We start from the raw sequence: 18,527 nt of genomic DNA, 5'->3' as shown, positions 1-18,527 counted from the left end.
AAAAAGTGGATGGACAACCTGTTTAGACAAATTTGATAATATGATGGGGAGGAATTGTTGCATGACAACTCAAAAGCCAAATTTTAATGAAGTAAAGGAAAAACAGCTTGAAAGTTCATTGCCTCAGCTTTATCATCCGCAAGACTCGATTTATGAAGAGGAGCGTGTAAACATGAAAGATTTTGTGATTGGCGCATTAGTTGGAGGAATCGTAGGTGCTGCTGCAGGTCTACTGCTAGCTCCGAAATCAGGAAAAGATTTACTTAGCGATGTGGCTGTACAAGCTGTTCATTTAAAAGATAAGAGTGCAGACTTCTCGACAACTGCAAAAGATAAAACAGCTCAACTTTCTAAACAAATTCAAGAACAATCTACACAATTAGTGGAGAAAGTAAAAACACTAAAAACGGCAAAAGCGCCGACTGTTTTTGATGATGGTACGGTTTCCTTTGAAGGTGAAGAACCATTAGAGGATTTTATTCCAAATGAGGAAGTAAAAGCCGAAGAGTCAAAAGACAAAACAAAAGACTCAAATGAAGAAGTACGTGCATAATGCATAACGAAAAGGGATACGTTACATGATAATCGTGTAACGTATCCCTTTTTTTAAATGATAGGTGTTTCTGCTAAAAGAATTTCAAGTTGATCACCACCGAAAATTTCCATATCAAAACTTGCAGGTTGACCATTTCTTAAAATCGTGAAATTTCCTTTGAATGTACTTGGGAGCTGCCAATTTGAAAAGCGAAATACATCTTGATAAATCCAACGACTGCGATCCTTTTCTGTAAATAAAACAGTTGCTCCATTCGGCACAGTCGATTGAGGAGATACAACGATTTGATTGAGCAGCGCTTCATGCACTGTTTTGGAAAGCTCGACAACTTCATTTTGGAAATGGATGATGATTTTATCCTCCAGCAAGAGGTTCATTTGGTCTGCAATGCGTTGAACAGTTGGGAAAGACTGCTGCTGAAAGCTAATAATATCACCATCTTGCACAGCATAATTCAATTTTGTAGTTTTCCCATTAATCGTTAATTGGGAAGAAAACTCTGGTAAAAATAATGGTTGACCATCTACTTGAATTGTATAAGACTCAAATTGCTTTAATAAATGCCAATTGTTTGTGATTTTAAAAATTTCTTCAATGGTTTCTGCTATATCAAAAACAACACTATCACGATCATTTAAACAGGTGTCAAGGGATGCGGGTGAATTATTGACAGTAATTTTGGGTTCGATCACATATTTCGTATTTTGGATAGTAATTGTCTTGATAGCAGCACTATCAATCAGATCTCTCACAGTAACTGTGGCTGGCTGACCATCTTGCCCCTCAACTAACTGAATTGCATCGCCTGTTTTAATTAGCGTTTTCGTCGATGCCTGTTGTCCGTTCACTAATATTTCGGCCGGCTGTCCATGGCCACCTGGAATGAATATATCTTGTCCATTGACACTGATAGATAAACCATGGCCAGGTTTTCCATACAATTGTTTAGCTCGGATATTAGCTGCTAAGAAAGCATCAGCAACAGTCATTTCCTTTAGCTCAAAAAGACGGACAACCTGATTATTTACCGTTAAACTCATATATTGGATGGGCATTTTTTTAGCGGCAATTGCAATACCAATTGGCGTAACTAATTCTGGTGATGCTTTTATATGCTCTTCCTTTGTGAGGTTTTGGATAGCATCAATACCTCGCACAGCTATTCGGTTTGCTGGTAAATCAAGAACAAGTCCAAGCTCCATTGTTAGGTTTGGAGTTAAGCTACCTCCACCAACAAGCATAACGGCTTTGGGAGCTACTCGATTATTGAGTCTTAAAATTTCTTCCCCAATGGACTTAGCAAGCTGCTTCACGGCAGGTTCAATTGCTAATAAAACTTCATCTTTTGGGTAATACTGATCAAAGCCAAGAATATCTTGAATCAATATCTCCTCTTCCGTTTGAAGCTGACGTTTTGCCCCTTCGGCAACAGGGAAGTCGAGTAAATAATGGTCACTTAAAGCCTCTGTTATTTCATCACCCGCTGTTGGAACCATGCCATAGGCCACAACAGTACTTTTATCCGTAATGGCAATATCAGAAGTACCTGCACCTATATCGACAAGAGCAACGTTTAAACGACGCATGGTTGGAGGGATGAGGACATTAATAGCTGCAATAGGTTCTAATGTCAAAGCTTCCATCTCTAAATCCGCCCGTTTTAGAGCAGCAATAAGTGATTCGACTACAACACGGGGTAGGAAGGTAGCAATTACTTCAATTTGTGCCTCATCACCCTGCTGATCCAACAGACTGCCAATTTCTTCGCCATCCAAGCGATAATAGAGGACAGAATAGCCTACACAATAATAGTGGCTTATTTTTGCATCTTCTTTATGTTGTAAAAGTTGTTGTTGGGCTTGTTGAACAGCTTGAAGCTCTAAGCGACTAATATCTTCTTCTGTGAAAATAGGACGATTACGTATATTAATCGTCACGCTAGCTTGCTCGGTTTTCAAAGATCGGCCTGCTGCTGCAACACTTACCTTTGTAAGCGGGCCGTGTTTCTCTTCAAGTTCGTATTTAATTTCATTAATTAATTCTGCCACATACATGACATTATGTATTTGACCATCAACCATGGCACGTTCTTTATGTTCTTTAACTAATATATCTTCCACATGGAAATGGTCATTTTCTTCTTGAAGAATAATCCCGACCACGGACCGTGTACCAATATCAAGTGCGAATAATTTAGAACTCAATGTAATCGCTTCCTTTCGCGTTATATCTCAATTTAATTTAGCGAGTTGAAGCGCTAAATTAAAAATGCGTGACATTCTGAACAACATTGATTATAATATTGCTATTATCTAAAAATGTAACATACATTTCAGAGTTCTGAAAGTGTCTGTCATGAGGAGAGGAGCAAGAAAGCATGAGCCAAAAAGATTTAGAAAGCTTACGTAGTCAAATCGACGACTTGAACTTAGAAATTCTTCGTCTTATTAACGAACGTGCAGCTGTAGTAGATGAAATCGGTAAAATTAAAGAAAAACAAGGTGTAAATCGCTATGATCCACTGCGTGAAAGACACATGCTTGATCTTATTAAAGAACACAATCAAGGTCCATTAAACCAAATGACGGTAGATTATATATTTAAACAAATCTTTAAAACAGCTTTAAAACAACTTGAAGCTGATAAGAAGAAGGAGTTACTTGTATCTCGTAAGAAGAAATCTGAAGATACGGTAATTAATATCAATGGTGAATTAATTGGACAAGGGAAGCCATCTTTTGTATTCGGTCCTTGTGCAGTTGAATCTTATGAGCAAGTAGCTGCAGTAGCAGCTTCTATTAAAGCAAAAGGTGAAAAGTTAATTCGTGGTGGTGCTTATAAACCACGTACTTCTCCATATGACTTCCAAGGTCTTGGATTAGAAGGTTTAAAAATCTTAAAACGTGTGTCTGAGGAATATGGTTTAGGTGTTATTACTGAGATTGTGACACCAGGTCATTTAGAGGAAGCATTAGATTATATTGATGTGATTCAAATCGGTGCACGAAATATGCAAAACTTTGAATTATTAAAAGCAGCCGGTGCAACTAATAAACCAGTTCTACTAAAACGAGGCTTAGCTGCAACAATTGATGAATTCATCCATGCAGCAGAATACATTATGTCTAAAGGAAATGAAAATATTATCCTTTGTGAACGTGGTATTCGTACTTATGAAAAAGCAACTCGTAATACGTTAGATATTTCTGCTGTACCAATATTAAAACAAGAAACGCATTTGCCTGTATTCGTAGATGTTACACACTCAACAGGGCGTCGTGATTTATTGTTACCATGTGCAAAAGCAGCCATTGCAATCGGTGCTGATGGTGTCATGGCAGAAGTGCATCCAGATCCATCTGTAGCACTTTCTGATTCACAACAACAAATGGACATCCCAACATTCGATGCATTCTATGAAACACTACAAAAATTCATGAAAAATCATGAAATTCATGCTTAATTGTTAACAGCAAACACCGCTTGCTTACCTTGGCAGGCGGTGTTTGTTATATCGTGACAAAATAATGTCTAGAATAGGACTATTAGTACTTGGTTTTTACGTAGTTCTTCTTGAAAATAATATGAAAATTATCGTATGATAAGGCTATAATAGGAAAAAAGGGAGGCACGTACGATGACTGTTACAATTTATGATGTTGCAAGAGAAGCGAATGTTTCCATGGCAACGGTCTCTCGTGTAGTCAATGGTAATCAAAACGTAAAACCAGCAACACGAAAAAAAGTACTAGAAGTAATTGAACGATTAGAATACCGTCCAAACGCAGTAGCGCGAGGTTTAGCAAGTAAGAAAACAACAACAGTTGGCGTGATTATCCCAGATATTGCAAACAATGTTTATGCGGAGCTGGCTCGTGGTGTAGAGGATATAGCTACAATGTACCGTTATAATATTATTTTAGCCAACTCAGATCAACATGAAGATAAAGAGTTACAGTTACTTGATACTATGCTCGGAAAACAAGTAGATGGTATTGTGATGATGAGTGATGAAGTAACAGAAAAAATGCAACAAACAATGGATCATTCACCAGTTCCAATTGTACTTGCGGGTTCTGTAGATGAATCGCAGACAATTGCTACTGTAAATATTGATTATTTCCAAGCGGCTTATGAAGCGATATCTTTACTGATTCAAAACGGCCACACACGCATTGGTTTCGTGACTGGCCCACTTTCGTATACAATTAACGGAAAATTCAAGCTAGCAGCCTATAAGAAAGCATTACAGGATGCTGGTTTGCCAATAGATGAAGCATTAATTGCTGCTGAAGAGTCTAGCTATGACATGGGTTTAGAAGCTTGGGAGATTTTATCTGCGCTTGAACATTCACCGACAGCCTATTTTGCAGGCAGTGATGAATTGGCGATTGGTTTAATTCATGGTGCACAGGACGCTGGTAAGAATGTTCCAGAGGATATCGAAGTGATTAGCTTTGAGAATTCAAAGCTGGCACGAATGGTTCGTCCACAACTAACAAGTGTCGCGTTACCACTTTACGATATTGGTGCAGTTGCTATGCGCTTACTCACTAAATTGATGAGTAAGGAGCCTGTCGAGGATGAGGCAGTAATTTTACCACACCGTATTGAACATCGACAATCTGTCAAAAGTAAATAATGATTGGTAACACGTAAATCTTATAGGAGATTTGCGTGTTTTTTAATGAACAGATTAAAAAGGAGCGGGTAGCACAATAGCAAAGTTTTATCAATGGGAAGGGGTACGATAAAATCATCAAAGTGAAGGATGGGGGGCTGTGTCATCGTTCCAATGAGAAAAACCTCACGTAAATCGTGAGGCAAAGAGTTAATCCCGTTTTTCATTTCGAATAATATGTAGCGCTTTTGCTAACATTTGACCATTTTTTTCTTCTATTTCGGCCTTACGTGGAATGGGCTCATATAAAGGATTCGGGTCCTCCCAAGTTGGAATAAAAGGAACAGGCGCTTCTGATTGCCAACGGTCAAGCCATGCTTGTGGGAGAGGCCCTGTTGGTACTGCTTGATCAGTCATTTCTAACCATAGCATGGACCAAGCGCGAGGAACTACTCGCCATATATCATAGCCACCACCACCTACCGCAATCCACTTACCATCACAATATTCATGGGCTAATCGGTGTGCAAGTTTTGGAATTTCGCGATATATATTCATAGTGCCATGTAAGTGTGTCAATGGGTCAAAATAATGAGCATCAGCACCATTTTGTGTTAAGACAACATCTGGCTTGAAATATTCGAAGACCTCTCGCATTGACTGTTCATAGATCTCTAGGAAACTTTCATCCTCTGTAAAGGCATCCATAGGGAAATTAAAGGAGGTACCGTAACCTTGCCCATTCCCTCGTTCAGTAATATTTCCTGTTCCAGGGAAAAGATAGCGACCTGTTTCATGAATGGACAATGTACAAACATTTGGATCTTCATAAAAGCTCCATTGTACACCATCTCCATGATGTGCATCTGTATCGACATAAAGTACACGGGCATTATATCTTTCCTGCAAGTAACGAATAGCAACTGTACTATCATTGTATATACAAAATCCTGATGCGCGACCACGAAAACCGTGGTGTAGCCCTCCTCCAAGGTTGAGGGCGTGCTCGGCCTTACCTTCCATTACATAATCCACAGCTGTTAACGTCCCGCCGACTAGTTGGGCACTTGCTTCATGCATATTTTCAAAAATGGGTGTGTCTTCTGTGCCGATACCATAGCTTTCACATTGGGCTACCGATAATTCACCATGACCTGCCCTTTTCACGATATCAATATACTTAGGATCATGGGCAAGCAGTAACTCTTCTTCTGTTGCAACACGTGCTGGAATAATATCTACATCATCGAGAGCATCAATATTTTTTAGTAAATCCATAGTTAGCGTCAAGCGTTTATGATTGAAAGGATGTGTGTTTGAAAATTTATATCCGAGTTGTTCTGGCGAGTAAACGAATACGGCCTTTTTCATTATAATGAAACACCTGGTAAATTCGGCCATAGTACATCAAAACCCTCTTTGCGAAGATCTTCAATCATGGCTAAAGGATTCAGTGTTTTTACTCGGACACTTAAAATTTTATTGTGTGTATTTTCAGAGTCGGGATAAACTAAGACGCTTTGGACATTGGCATGATGATGATGAAATATCTTTGTTATTTCAAATAAAACACCTGGTGTGTCAGCTACTCGAATTTCGATTTTTGAGCCAGGCTCCGTAGCACCGGTCAGCTCTATATATGTATAGAGTAAATCCGTTGTGGTAACAATCCCTACTAATTTCCCTCCAGATACAATAGGTAAACAACCTACTTTAGATTCATAAAAGGTAAGAGCAACCTCTTCGACGAAATCGAGTGGATGACCAACAAGCGGGTCCTTCACCATTATTTCTTCCACTTTTGCATGAAAAACAGGAGAATTAGGTTCATCTTGTAAAGAGGAAGGCAAGACTTCTTTAATATCCCGTTCTGTTATCACTCCTAGAACGTGACGTTCCTCATCTACAACTGGTAAATGGCGAACCTTTTTTTCACGCATTAGCTTTAGCGCTTCCAACACTGTATTGGTAGGAGCTAATGTGTAAGGCTTATCATTCATAATTTCTTCTACGATCATATATGCATCCCCTTTGTTTTGGTTTTAATACATGAAACGATTTCTAAAACGAAGCCTATCAAATCTTTCAATTGTCTCAGGAGGAACACGTTTGCCCTCGCGCGCCATTAGACAATTTGCTGGGTGTGATGTAATTTCAGGATCATCCGTAGCGAAATATTCGAACCCGACAGAGCTCATCATTTTCTCCATCATTTTGCGATAGTCCCATACATTTAAGCCAGTCCCCTTTAAATCCCAATGCCAATAATATTCGGTAGTAATCACCAGATAATCTTCCATTTCATCTCCCATAAATGAAACGGCAAGCAATGCCTTTCCTGCACCGGTCCCACGGTAGTCGGGAATGACTTCAATAGCGCCTAATTCAATCATGTCATCAATTCGGTCCTCTGCCCATCGTTCAAGTGGATCAGGATAAAGATAGGTAACATAACCTACGACAATATCCTCATTTCGAATAATAACAATACGCCCTTCTGGAAGCCCTGCAATTTCTATAATGGCTTGTTGTTGCTGTTTTGGAGGTCTAAAGGCAACCAAGCCTTCATGGAAAGAATATGTAGCTAATTTTTCTGGAGGAACAGGTCCTTCCACATACACAGTCCCATGCTTAGTTTCCTTTTTGGCAGAAAAAAAAGTTTTTTTATGTTCCATAATGACACCACCTGAGTTTAATAATTCCATTATAGCTGATTTCTTGCGTAAAAACGCTTATTTTTGCAAAATATACCTGTATTTTTAGAAAAATAAAAATATTAAGACAATCTATTCGAAATCGTGTAAAATATAATTATATTGCTTCTGTTATTTAACAGATAAAAGTAGTGTAAATAAGAATTATAACGTTATAAACGTAGTAAACTGTTATATAACAAAGGCTGCATAATGAAATTGCTTAGAGGGGAAATCTAATATTTCAGCAGAGGGGATTGTTGAAAGTAACAAATTAGTAGTCTGAAGCAAAAGCAAAGAAAGGGGTAGTTTCATGGGGATGAAAATGAAGGAGAAGTTAACGGCTTTACCTGGTCAGCACCATTTAACGAATTATGAGGAAGTGTCAAAGTCTCATAATTGGGCTGATACGGAAAAAGCATTTAGCTGGTATGAAACAGGTTTAGTGAATATGGCGTATGAGGTAATTGATCGCCATACAGAAACGCATCGTAAAAATAAAGTTGCTCTTTATTTTAATGATGGTAAACGTAAAGAGGCGTATTCATTTAATGAAATGAAAAGGTTAACAAATAAGGCAGCCAACGTTTTTAAAACGGCTACTAATCTACAAAAAGGTGATCGATTATTTATTTTTATGCCACGTTCTCCTGAGCTTTATTTTTCATTATTAGGTGCGTTGAAAATGGGTGTTATTGTTGGACCATTGTTTGAAGCGTTTATGGAAGGGGCTGTGTATGATCGATTGGCAGATAGTGAGGCGAAAGTATTAGTTACTACACCAGCGTTACTTGAACGAGTGCCTTTAGCCAAATTACCTAATTTAGAGCATGTTTTTTTAGTAGGTGAAGAAATTGAGGAAACGTCTCAAATTTTAGACTTTAATCAACGATTAAAAGAGGCTTCAGCTCAGTTTGATATAGAATGGGTAGATCGAGAAGATGGAATGATACTTCATTATACCTCTGGATCAACAGGTGCTCCAAAAGGAGTACTACATGTTCATAATGCAATGCTTCAACAATACCAATCTACTCAATGGGTTCTGGATTTACGCGAGGATGATATTTATTGGTGTACTGCTGATCCGGGATGGGTGACAGGAACAGCTTATGGTATTTTTGGACCGTGGTTAAATGGCGTGACAATGGTGATTGTTGGTGGTAGATTCTCTCCGCAAGCATGGTATCAAGCCATTGAGGATTATAGTGTAACTGTTTGGTATAGTGCACCAACAGCGTTCCGTATGCTAATGGGGGCAGGTAGTGGCTTGCTTGAAAGCTATGATTTATCTTCTTTACGACATGTGCTATCTGTCGGAGAACCATTAAACCCTGAAGTTATTCGCTGGGGAGTGGAAGAATTAGGTCATCGTATTCATGATACATGGTGGATGACAGAAACAGGAGCTCACATGATTTGTAACTATCCTTCGATGGATATTAAGCCAGGATCTATGGGAAAACCTCTTCCTGGTATTCACGCGACGATTGTGGATGATTCTGGCAACGAAGTACCTCCATTTACGATGGGAAATCTAGCTATACAACGGGGTTGGCCAGCCATGATGCGTCAAATTTGGGGAAATCCTGAGCGCTATGAATCTTATTTCTTAAAAGGGGAATGGTATGTATCTGGAGATTCTGCTTATATGGACGATGACGGTTACTTCTGGTTCCAAGGCCGAGTGGATGATGTCATTATGACAGCTGGTGAGCGTGTAGGGCCATTCGAAGTGGAAAGCAAGTTATTGGAGCACCCTGATATTATTGAAGCAGGAGTCATTGGGAAGCCAGACCCGGTACGAGGAGAAATCATAAAAGCCTTTGTATCTTTACGAGAAGGCGTTGAACCTTCTGATACATTGATTGAAGAGATAAGAGATTTTGTCAAGAAAGGTTTATCGGCTCATGCAGCACCACGTGAAATTGAATTTAAGGAAAAACTGCCTAAAACACGCAGTGGTAAGATCATGCGTCGTGTGTTGAAGGCCTGGGAGCTAAATTTACCAGCGGGTGACTTATCAACGATGGAAGACTGATCGAATAGTGAATGACATCAATTGATATTTATACAACATATGCATAAAAGGAAGGCAAGGATTCATTCGGTCAACGAAAGGATTCTTGCCTTCTTTTTTCTGATTTTACAATGCTGAAGAGGTGTTTTAAAGGACATATACTATGTATGAAAAAAATATAGCATTAAATAAAAATTCAGTTGACTTAATATTTATGCAGACGTATACTATTTTTAACTTATTTTAGAGGTGAGTGCATTGAAAGTAGGAATTGTTGGAGCAACAGGTTATGGTGGGTTAGAGCTTATTCGGTTTTTACATAATCATCCGGCTGTAGATCAGCTAGTATTATTTACTTCCTCAGAGGAAGGGGTTCTTTTTTCTTCAAAGTTTGGTCATCTTATTACGATTGTTGATAGGCCGTTACAAAAAATAGAGGAAGATACTTTAGAAAAATTCGATGTAGTTTTTACTAGTACACCTTCTGGCGTAACAAGTAAGCTATTACCATCATTGGTTGGTAAGGGGCCAAAATTAATAGATCTATCTGGTGATTTCCGGTTAAAAAACCTAGCAAGCTATGAAGAATGGTATGGCAAAAAAGCAGCACCATTCAATATTGTTCAGCAAAGTGTTTATGGTTTAACTGAATGGAACTCAGAGCATATACGGCAAGGCACACTTATTGCTAATCCAGGTTGTTACCCAACGGCAGTTTTATTATCGTTACTGCCACTAATTAAAGAGAGATTAATTGATCCGAGCTTTTTAGTGATTGATGCTAAAAGTGGCATTTCAGGAGCTGGCAATAAGCCATCACAAACGACTCATTTCAGTGAGACGAATGAGAACTTCTCTATCTATAAAGTAAATACACATCAACATATACCCGAAATAGAACAGGCTTTATCCATGTTTGCTCATGTAGATACAAACATCACTTTCAACACCCATTTAGTACCAATGACACGAGGGATTTTAGCGACATCCTATGCCCCTGTAATGTCAGGTGTAACAGAGGCACAGTTAGTTGCTTGCTTACAGGAGGCCTATGAAAAACATCCATTTGTTCGAATAGTTACCGATGCTACTAGCTTAGGGACAAATCGTGTCAAGGGATCCAATTATTGCGATATTTTGGTAAAAGTAGATTCTCGTACAAATCGTGCCACGATTGTTAGTGTGATTGACAATCTAGTCAAAGGAGCTGCAGGGCAAGCTATCCAAAATATGAATGTGCAATTTGACTTACCACAAACGACAGGACTTGATGTCGTACCGTTCTTTATTTAATAGCTCACCTGTGCTGTTTGATAAATAAATAAGGAGGAATTATAGATGACAGTTACTACTTCAACAAATGTAATGAAAAAATTATCAAGTAAAAATATCGTTTCACCAAAAGGCTTTAAGGCTGCGGGGTTACACTGCGGTTTAAAACATAAGAAGAAAGATTTAGCACTTTTAGTAAGTGAGGTACCGGCAAGTGTTGCTGGTGTTTTTACAACAAATTCTGTTCAAGCGGCGCCATTAAAAGTAACAAAGGAAGTTGTTTACACAACAAAAAAAATGCAGGCGATGATCGTGAATTCGGGCAATGCAAATGCGTGCACAGGAAAGCAAGGTGTCAAGGATGCACAAACAATGCAGGCATTGGCGGCTGAAAAATTGGGGATTGCGCCTAATTTGGTGGGAGTTTGTTCAACGGGTGTCATCGGTGAAATGATGAAATTAGAGCCAATAGTCAATGGTATTCAACAGCTAGAGCCAAAGGACAATTTAGAAAGTGCCATCGACTTTGCACAGGCGATTTTAACAACAGATACAGTTATGAAAAACACAAGCTATAGTACAACGGTAGATGGTAAGGAAATCATTATCGCTGGTGTTGCGAAGGGTTCAGGCATGATTGAACCAAATATGGCAACAATGTTGGGCTTTATTACGACAGATGCCCATATAGAATCTGATGTATTACAAAGTGCATTATCCGAAATTACCAATCTCACGTTTAATGCCATTACAGTAGATGGGGATACTTCAACAAACGACACAGTTGTTGTATTGGCGAATGGTTTCGCAGGAAATAATTCTTTAACGCCTGAGCATCCAGATTGGTCTAATTTTTATCACACATTGAAAACAGTAGCAGAAGACTTAGCGAAAATGATTGCGAAAGATGGAGAGGGCGCAACGAAGCTTATTGAGGTTGAAGTTGAAGGTGCCATTTCGGACGAGGAGGCACGTAAAATTGCTAAAACAGTAGTGGGTTCACCACTTGTGAAGACTGCAGTATTTGGCTGTGATGCGAACTGGGGACGAATTATTGCGGCTGTAGGGTATAGTGGTGCCACTGTAGATCCAGATAAAATTACTATTCAAATTGGTGGCGCTACGATGGTGGAAAATGGAGAACCAATTCCTTTTTCAGAGGATGAATTAATTCAAATTTTAAAAATGCATGAAGTAAAAATCTATGTGTCTCTTGGTATGGGTGAGGGTAAGGGGCATGCCTGGGGATGTGACTTAACGTATGACTACGTACAAATCAATGCATCATACCGCTCATAAACGGATAGTGATAAAGCTTGGGGGCAGTACACTGGAAGGTTTAAATGAAGCTTTTTTTGATAATTTTAAAAAGTTTCAAGAAAGTGGTGCAGAGCTTATTATTACTCATGGCGGTGGTCCAGCTATTAATCGTGCATTAGCTGCTCAAGGAATAGAAACACATACATTAAATGGTATACGCATTACAAATGAAGCAGCTATGGAGGTTGTACAATCAACATTAATTGGGCAAGTGAATCCTGCTTTAGTTCACGAATTAGCAAGTGCTGGTATCCCCGCCATTGGGCTAAATGGCTTTGATGGTCAGTTGATGGTCGGAGATTATTTAGATAAAGAGATTTATGGTTTTGTTGGAGCAGTAAAGGCCATCAATACACCATTACTCGAGGCTTTATTGAAAATAGGTGTTGTACCTGTTATTGCTTGTGTCGGAGCAAGTGAAGCAGGTCAGGCTTTAAATATTAACGGTGATACAGTAGCAAGTGAAATGGCATTAGCTTTAGGGGCAGATAGCTTATTACTCGTAACAGATGTGAGTGGTATTCGAATTCAAGATGAATATCAAACAATGGCAACACCATCTCTTATTAATCAATGGACAGAACAAGGGCATATATACGGGGGAATGATTCCGAAAGTACAAGGGGCTATCAATTGTTTATATGCAGGTATACCTTCTGTGCAAATAGTAGGAGAGACATTGATTGGTACAACGATTGTAGCTTCCAGTAAACTTCATTCTTCCTAGTGTTCTAATAAGATAACGTTAAAAGTATAGATGTTGAAAGAAGACCATTTCAAATGATAGCGGAGATGATTACATGAGTGCTTTATTCGGGAACTACGGTAAACGACGTGCGCAAATTGTCAAAGGACAGGGGACCGTTGTTGAAGATTCTACAGGGAAACAATATTTAGATTTTACTAGTGGTATTGCAGTAGTGAGTCTTGGGCATGCCCATCCAGCCATCGTGCAGGCACTGCAAGAGCAGAGTGAAAAGCTATGGCATATATCGAACCTTTTCGATATTTCTGGTCAGGAGAAGGTTGCACAAAAATTAATTGCTAATACGCATTTTGCACATGCCTTTTTCTGTAATAGTGGAGCCGAGGCAAATGAAGCAGCCATTAAATTAGCACGGAAACATACGGGGAAAAATCACATTATTACTTTCGAAAAATCATTCCATGGTCGCACATTCGGAGCAATGTCTGCAACAGGTCAAGGCAAAATCCATAACGGCTTTGGACCACTCGTTGAAAAATTTACTATTTTGCCTTTCAATAATGTTGCTGCACTAGAAGCTATTATTGATGACTCAGTGGCAGCTATTATGCTGGAGATGATTCAAGGCGAAGGTGGTGTTAATCGTGTATCCTCAGAATTCGCTGCGGCCATAGCGAAAGCATGTGATGACAAAGGGATATTACTAATTATTGATGAGGTGCAAACAGGAATAGGAAGAACAGGAACACGCTATGCCTTTGAACAAACTGTGTTAAAGCCACATATTATGACATTGGCAAAAGGATTAGGCGGTGGCTTCCCTGTGGGGGCGATGCTAGGGACTGCCGAGCTTTATGCAACATTTAGTCCAGGTACACATGGTACAACATTTGGTGGCAATCCTCTTGCAATGAATGTAGCTCGAGCCGTTTTAAGTCATGTTTTTGAGCCGGCATTCTTACAGCAGGTACAAGAATTGTCAGCCTATTTTGTCACACAACTAAAAGTGCATTTACCTTCTACCTATACCATTCAAGGACAGGGCTTATTGCTTGGGATTAGCTGTGGTGAAACCGAAGTAGCAACGTATATCACAGCAGCTGAGGAGAAGGGTCTCTTGTTAGTGAGCGCAGGACCGAATGTAATTCGACTATTGCCACCATTAACTGTAACGAAGGAAGAGATTGACGATGCAGTGGCCATTTTAAAGACAATATTACATTAAACCAAAGACAAAGAATCTGCTGGTCATCTAGCAAATTCTTTGTCTTTCACTTTTATTGAAGTTGTTTTACTAACGTCTCTACTAACTTTGGAAGCCAGTCATGAAGCTGACTAAATGTAAATCCTGCTTTTTCTGCTTTGGCATTCGTCATATACCAGTCGGCAGGTACCCCATATGGTGATTGTGATTCATCATCGCCACCAACAAGTGAAATTTTTGCACGCTTTCCACTTGCTTCTTCAATCAATGCAAAGAGTTCTTTCAATGAAATGGCACCAGATGCTGTAGCATTGTAGGGACCTTCTATAGGAGTAACCCCTGCAAAATATAAAAATGCAGCTGCTTCCTCATCTGTAATATAGCTCATCTGTGCATCAATGTTTGGTAATGTGATTGGCTGATCATGTAAAATACGTTCGACATGAAAATGTAAACGACGTGTATAGTCATGTTCACCCATGACAATTGGAAAACGCACGGCAACAACTGGGAATGAAGCTTCTTTAAATAATACAGCCTCTGCTTGTCGTTTTCCTTCCCCGTAGGAAAATTCAACCTTCTCTCCCATGCGAATTTGATAAAGGTAAGGGTTAAAATCTTCTTCATTTTTCATTTTGCCATCTACTTCATAGGTTGAAAGAGTAGAAGTAAAGACAAGCTTTTTAGTTTTTCCTTGTAAAAGCTCACAAATGACCTGTGCCTCGTTAGGAGAATAGCAAATATTATCATAGACAATATCCCATGTTGTATTTGCTAGAGCAGTTGCTAATGCATCACGATCATCCCGGTCAACAACTAATTGTTTGACACTTGTACCAAAAGGATTGCCACTTTGACCGCGTGTTAAAATCGTTACATCATGTCCATTCTCAATGCAAAGTTCCACTAGCTTTTTTCCGAAAAAACGTGTGCCCCCTAAAACTAATATGTTCATATTTTTCCACTCCTTCAAAATAGTAGTCTTCTTAATAATGACAAAAAAACAGACTTACTACAAATCAAAAGTGAAATGTAGTAAGTCTGTTTGACCCGGAAACGAAATAGATTATCGCCTTGACGTATCAGGAGGAGTGGTGTTGCCATTGTCTCCTCCGTTTGAGCCATCTCCAGGCTGGCCAGAGCCATTGCCATCAGATCCATTACCATTGCTGGAGCCGTCGCCATTGCCATCAGAGCCTTCGCCGTTATTGGAGCCATTGCCATTGTTGCCAGAGCCATTACCGTTACCAGACCCATTGCCATTACCGGACCCATTACCATTGTTCGAACCGTTGCCATTATTACCGGACCCATTACCATTTGTAGGCGGTGTTGTAGGTGGAATTGTCTCTTGACCATTATCCTCAGGGTCAGGTTCATTATCGCTACCACCAGTAGAAGCTACATTAGAATGTGGTGATGTTAAGCCTGTTATATCTACAGCCACTACAACATAGGCTTGTCCACTAGCGACAGTCACACTTTGTGTAGACTCAAGTACGGAAGTCACAAGTGTGTTGCCACCATCTGTAACATTATAAATTCGATAACCAACTACATCGTTTGATGACCCAGTCCAAGATAATGTTGAGCCATTTACGGATGCTGTTACTGCTGCAGGTGCACTTCCATCTGCAGGGAAATCAACCGCTGAAACAGATGAATTCGATAAAGTAGAATTCTGTGGTAATAAACTTGCCGGGTTACCGCCAAGACGGCCTAACATGCGTTTAATAAACGCTTGATTAATACCTGCACCACCTGATTTGACAAATTCTGCAGGTGTACTTGGTAAAGCGTTATATGTTTTTCCTTTAATCGTTACAACACTTGAAGCAGCTAAACTATCATCTGGTTGTGATGGTAAAAATACTTTCGCATTAAATAAGTCTGAACGGACTAGGCCTGCGTCTGCACATGCCGCAGAAGGAGCCATACCAGAAATACCACAGAACGAAGCAGTCACAACATTTTTAGGTGCCTTGAAGCTTGTTGGTGGATCGATAAACTCAGGGGCCACATCGTAAACGGAATTCATTAAAGTACCCCATAGTTTATTGACACGAACGCTTGGCTGTTGGTACGTATTGTTAAATGCGTACAATGTACGAGGTTGATCGTAACCCATCCAAACACCTAGAGATACATTTGGATTATAACCAACTAACCAAACATCCTTATACTCTTGGGAAGTCCCTGTTTTTGCAGCGAAATCAGAAGAGAATTTTAATGTATTACGAGCAAGAGTTCCTGTTCCTTTTGTTAATACGTCACGTAGCATATCCGTCACAATATAGGATGTTTCTGGACTGAATACTTGGACAGGTTCTACTTCGTGTTTGTAAATAATATTTCCTTCTTGATCTTCAATTCGATCAATCATATAAGCATCAACGAATTGACCACCATTTGCAAAAGTAGCAAAGGCATTTGTATTTTCTTCCACTGTAGTTCCTTCACTTAAAGCACCGATACCAGTTGCAAGGTTAGTGAAATCATCTGGATGTAATTTTGTGAATCCCATTTTTACTAATAGATCAGCAGGGCGTTTATTAATAATATCATTATATAAACGTAGTGCTGATATATTTTGAGAGTCTGCTAAAGCCTCACGTGCAGGAATAAGTCCTCGCTCATCACTAGTAATATAGTTACTTGGACTCCATGAACCAATCGAGAATTTTACGTCAACGAGTGGGCTACCTGCACCGATTACACCATATTCAATAGCAGGTGCATAAACAAGTAATGGTTTCATTGTAGAACCATTTGAACGAAAAGCTTGTGTTGCATGGTTAACTTGTGTTGTATTAAAGTCACGACCACCTACAAAGCTTAAAATTCGACCAGTAGTATTTTCCATTAAAATACTACCCACTTGTACCGGCATTTCGACATCAATTTCTTCACCAGTTACAGGGTCTTTTCCTTTTCCAGTATACGTATGGCCGTAATATTGGAAGTTCTGAGCTGCTTTTTGCATGGCATCATACATATCTTTGTTGATTGTTGAATAAATACGATAACCTTTTGAGCGAACATCACGATCGGCTAAGATTTTATATTTATCTTTTAATTTTTTTTCTGTTTTTAATCGCTCTGGATCAATACCATCATCTTCTGCTAGTTTTTCTGCAATAATATCTTTTGCGCGACTCTCAAGCTCATATGTAAGCCATGGATAACGATCCTCTGCGCGCATTTCTGGTCCACGGAAGTCAGCAGCAATATCATAGCCAAGTGCTTCTTTGTATTGCGCACCGTCAATGTAACCAGCTTCTTTCATACGATAAAGAACCGTTTTCATACGATCAATACCTGGTTTTAAAGCTTCCTCACTTTTTAGTTCACCTGTATTTGTAAAAGGTGTATAAGCAAATGGCGCCTGAGGAATACCAGCTAAATACGCTGCTTGCGGAAGTGATAAATCTTTAGCTTTCACACCAAAAATCCCTTCAGCAGCTGTTTCTACACCTGCGATATTTCGCCCTGAAGAGTTTCGACCGTATGGAATAATATTTAAATAAGCCTCTAATATTTCTTCCTTTGTCATAAAATGCTCTAAGCGCATCGCAAGTAAAATTTCCTTTGCTTTACGTTCGTAGGATACTTCGTTGGTTAATACTTGGTTTTTAATAAGTTGTTGCGTAAGAGTAGAACCACCAGTCTGTGTAGCAGAGTTCGTGACATCTTGTAATAACCCTCGTACAACCGCTTTTGGTACAATTCCGTTATGCTCACGGAAATATTCATCTTCTGTTGCAAGCACAGCATTCAGAACATCTGGTGCAACATTTTTAAGTGAAGTTTCACGGCGATCTAAATCTGTCCGTAATTTCCCAATGTAAATATCGTTGGCGAAATAAATTTCACTTGTTTCTTCATAGCTAAAAATTTGATCTCGCAACTCTTCTTTTGAGCGTAAAGGCTCTTCTTTTACAAGAGAAGCGAAATAACCAGCTCCTACTGAACCGACAAATACAGTGCCAACCAATGCAAAGACTAAAAATAGTAAAAATAAGTTCCAGGTAACGCTACCTGAAATACGTAATTTCTTCATCCATTTTTGTTCAAGTAATTCATCGATCTTTGCATTGATTTTTTCAATCCAATCTTTCAATGTATCGACCTCCTA

Annotated in this window: 14 protein-coding genes; 8 read left to right on the top strand and 6 right to left on the bottom strand. The window is 39.2% G+C overall.

Going from position 1 to position 18,527, the window contains the following annotated elements:
• Positions 1-61: 61 nt before the first annotated feature.
• Positions 62-553 carry a YtxH domain-containing protein gene (locus AO843_RS09470; RefSeq protein ID WP_054610876.1) on the top strand — a complete coding sequence of 164 codons (492 nt, stop codon included), beginning with the start codon at positions 62-64 and terminating at the stop codon, positions 551-553.
• Between the two features lie 53 nt (positions 554-606).
• On the opposite strand, the gene AO843_RS09465 is transcribed toward AO843_RS09470, so the two are convergent.
• Positions 607-2,760, bottom strand: a complete 2,154-nt coding sequence (locus AO843_RS09465; protein ID WP_054610875.1) for a cell division protein FtsA — start codon at positions 2,758-2,760, stop codon at positions 607-609.
• A gap of 173 nt (positions 2,761-2,933) precedes the next feature.
• Between AO843_RS09465 and AO843_RS09460 the strand changes: the two genes are divergently transcribed.
• Positions 2,934-4,019: a bifunctional 3-deoxy-7-phosphoheptulonate synthase/chorismate mutase gene (locus AO843_RS09460; RefSeq protein WP_054610874.1), complete on the top strand. Its 1,086-nt coding sequence runs from the start codon at positions 2,934-2,936 to the stop codon at positions 4,017-4,019.
• Positions 4,020-4,193: 174 nt separating this feature from the next.
• The gene (gene ccpA, locus AO843_RS09455; protein WP_054610873.1) at positions 4,194-5,198 is read left to right on the top strand and encodes a catabolite control protein A; all 1,005 of its coding nucleotides are present in this window, start codon (positions 4,194-4,196) and stop codon (positions 5,196-5,198) included.
• A 189-nt stretch (positions 5,199-5,387) separates the two neighbouring features.
• Here ccpA and AO843_RS09450 read toward each other — a convergent pair whose 3' ends face one another.
• Genes AO843_RS09450 through AO843_RS09440 form a run of 3 tightly spaced genes read right to left on the bottom strand, consistent with a single transcriptional unit; the run spans position 5,388 to position 7,852 of the window.
• A complete protein-coding gene (locus AO843_RS09450; protein WP_054610872.1) occupies positions 5,388-6,548 on the bottom strand; it encodes an acetoin utilization protein AcuC in 1,161 nt (386 codons plus the stop codon).
• Positions 6,548-7,195, bottom strand: a complete 648-nt coding sequence (locus tag AO843_RS09445; protein ID WP_054610871.1) for an acetoin utilization AcuB family protein — start codon at positions 7,193-7,195, stop codon at positions 6,548-6,550. Before AO843_RS09445 ends, AO843_RS09450 begins: the two co-directional genes overlap by 1 nt.
• 24 nt (positions 7,196-7,219) lie before the next feature.
• Positions 7,220-7,852: a GNAT family N-acetyltransferase gene (locus AO843_RS09440; protein WP_054610870.1), complete on the bottom strand. Its 633-nt coding sequence runs from the start codon at positions 7,850-7,852 to the stop codon at positions 7,220-7,222.
• Positions 7,853-8,183: 331 nt separating this feature from the next.
• Between AO843_RS09440 and acsA the strand changes: the two genes are divergently transcribed.
• From acsA to AO843_RS09415, 5 genes are all read left to right on the top strand, one after another.
• Positions 8,184-9,911, top strand: coding sequence for an acetate--CoA ligase (gene acsA / locus AO843_RS09435; protein ID WP_369814417.1), 1,728 nt, complete (start codon positions 8,184-8,186; stop codon positions 9,909-9,911).
• A gap of 237 nt (positions 9,912-10,148) precedes the next feature.
• Positions 10,149-11,183 carry an N-acetyl-gamma-glutamyl-phosphate reductase gene (gene argC / locus AO843_RS09430; RefSeq protein WP_054610869.1) on the top strand — a complete coding sequence of 345 codons (1,035 nt, stop codon included), beginning with the start codon at positions 10,149-10,151 and terminating at the stop codon, positions 11,181-11,183.
• A 45-nt stretch (positions 11,184-11,228) separates the two neighbouring features.
• Positions 11,229-12,461 (top strand): bifunctional glutamate N-acetyltransferase/amino-acid acetyltransferase ArgJ, encoded by a 1,233-nt coding sequence (gene argJ / locus AO843_RS09425; RefSeq protein WP_054610868.1) that lies wholly within the window; start codon positions 11,229-11,231, stop codon positions 12,459-12,461.
• On the top strand, positions 12,424-13,209 hold the full coding sequence (gene argB, locus AO843_RS09420) for an acetylglutamate kinase (RefSeq protein WP_054610867.1): 786 nt from the start codon (positions 12,424-12,426) through the stop codon (positions 13,207-13,209). The genes argJ and argB overlap by 38 nt, the downstream gene beginning before the upstream one ends.
• A 73-nt stretch (positions 13,210-13,282) precedes the next feature.
• On the top strand, positions 13,283-14,413 hold the full coding sequence (locus tag AO843_RS09415) for an acetylornithine transaminase (RefSeq protein ID WP_054610866.1): 1,131 nt from the start codon (positions 13,283-13,285) through the stop codon (positions 14,411-14,413).
• A gap of 52 nt (positions 14,414-14,465) precedes the next feature.
• Here the strand turns inward: AO843_RS09415 and AO843_RS09410 are convergent, their stop codons facing one another.
• Positions 14,466-15,347, bottom strand: coding sequence for an NAD-dependent epimerase/dehydratase family protein (locus tag AO843_RS09410; RefSeq protein ID WP_054610865.1), 882 nt, complete (start codon positions 15,345-15,347; stop codon positions 14,466-14,468).
• 111 nt (positions 15,348-15,458) lie between these two features.
• Positions 15,459-18,512 carry a transglycosylase domain-containing protein gene (locus AO843_RS09405; protein WP_054610864.1) on the bottom strand — a complete coding sequence of 1,018 codons (3,054 nt, stop codon included), beginning with the start codon at positions 18,510-18,512 and terminating at the stop codon, positions 15,459-15,461.
• Positions 18,513-18,527: the final 15 nt, after the last annotated feature.

This window comes from Lysinibacillus sp. ZYM-1 (genome assembly GCF_001308875.1).
Taxonomy (GTDB): domain Bacteria; phylum Bacillota; class Bacilli; order Bacillales_A; family Planococcaceae; genus Lysinibacillus.
Note: the sequence above shows the minus strand (reverse complement) of the source record. Positions and strands in the feature narration are given on the sequence as shown.

What these genes read in the sequence shown, in the direction of transcription:
- acsA (WP_369814417.1), top strand. Translation starts at nt 8,184, where the DNA reads ATGGGGATGAAAATGAAGGAGAAGTTAACGGCTTTACCTGGTCAGCAC.
- AO843_RS09460 (WP_054610874.1), top strand. Translation starts at nt 2,934, where the DNA reads ATGAGCCAAAAAGATTTAGAAAGCTTACGTAGTCAAATCGACGACTTG.
- AO843_RS09450 (WP_054610872.1), bottom strand. Translation starts at nt 6,548, where the DNA reads ATGAAAAAGGCCGTATTCGTTTACTCGCCAGAACAACTCGGATATAAA.
- AO843_RS09470 (WP_054610876.1), top strand. Translation starts at nt 62, where the DNA reads ATGACAACTCAAAAGCCAAATTTTAATGAAGTAAAGGAAAAACAGCTT.
- AO843_RS09410 (WP_054610865.1), bottom strand. Translation starts at nt 15,347, where the DNA reads ATGAACATATTAGTTTTAGGGGGCACACGTTTTTTCGGAAAAAAGCTA.
- argB (WP_054610867.1), top strand. Translation starts at nt 12,424, where the DNA reads ATGACTACGTACAAATCAATGCATCATACCGCTCATAAACGGATAGTG.
- argJ (WP_054610868.1), top strand. Translation starts at nt 11,229, where the DNA reads ATGACAGTTACTACTTCAACAAATGTAATGAAAAAATTATCAAGTAAA.
- AO843_RS09415 (WP_054610866.1), top strand. Translation starts at nt 13,283, where the DNA reads ATGAGTGCTTTATTCGGGAACTACGGTAAACGACGTGCGCAAATTGTC.
- AO843_RS09445 (WP_054610871.1), bottom strand. Translation starts at nt 7,195, where the DNA reads ATGATCGTAGAAGAAATTATGAATGATAAGCCTTACACATTAGCTCCT.
- ccpA (WP_054610873.1), top strand. Translation starts at nt 4,194, where the DNA reads ATGACTGTTACAATTTATGATGTTGCAAGAGAAGCGAATGTTTCCATG.
- AO843_RS09440 (WP_054610870.1), bottom strand. Translation starts at nt 7,852, where the DNA reads ATGGAACATAAAAAAACTTTTTTTTCTGCCAAAAAGGAAACTAAGCAT.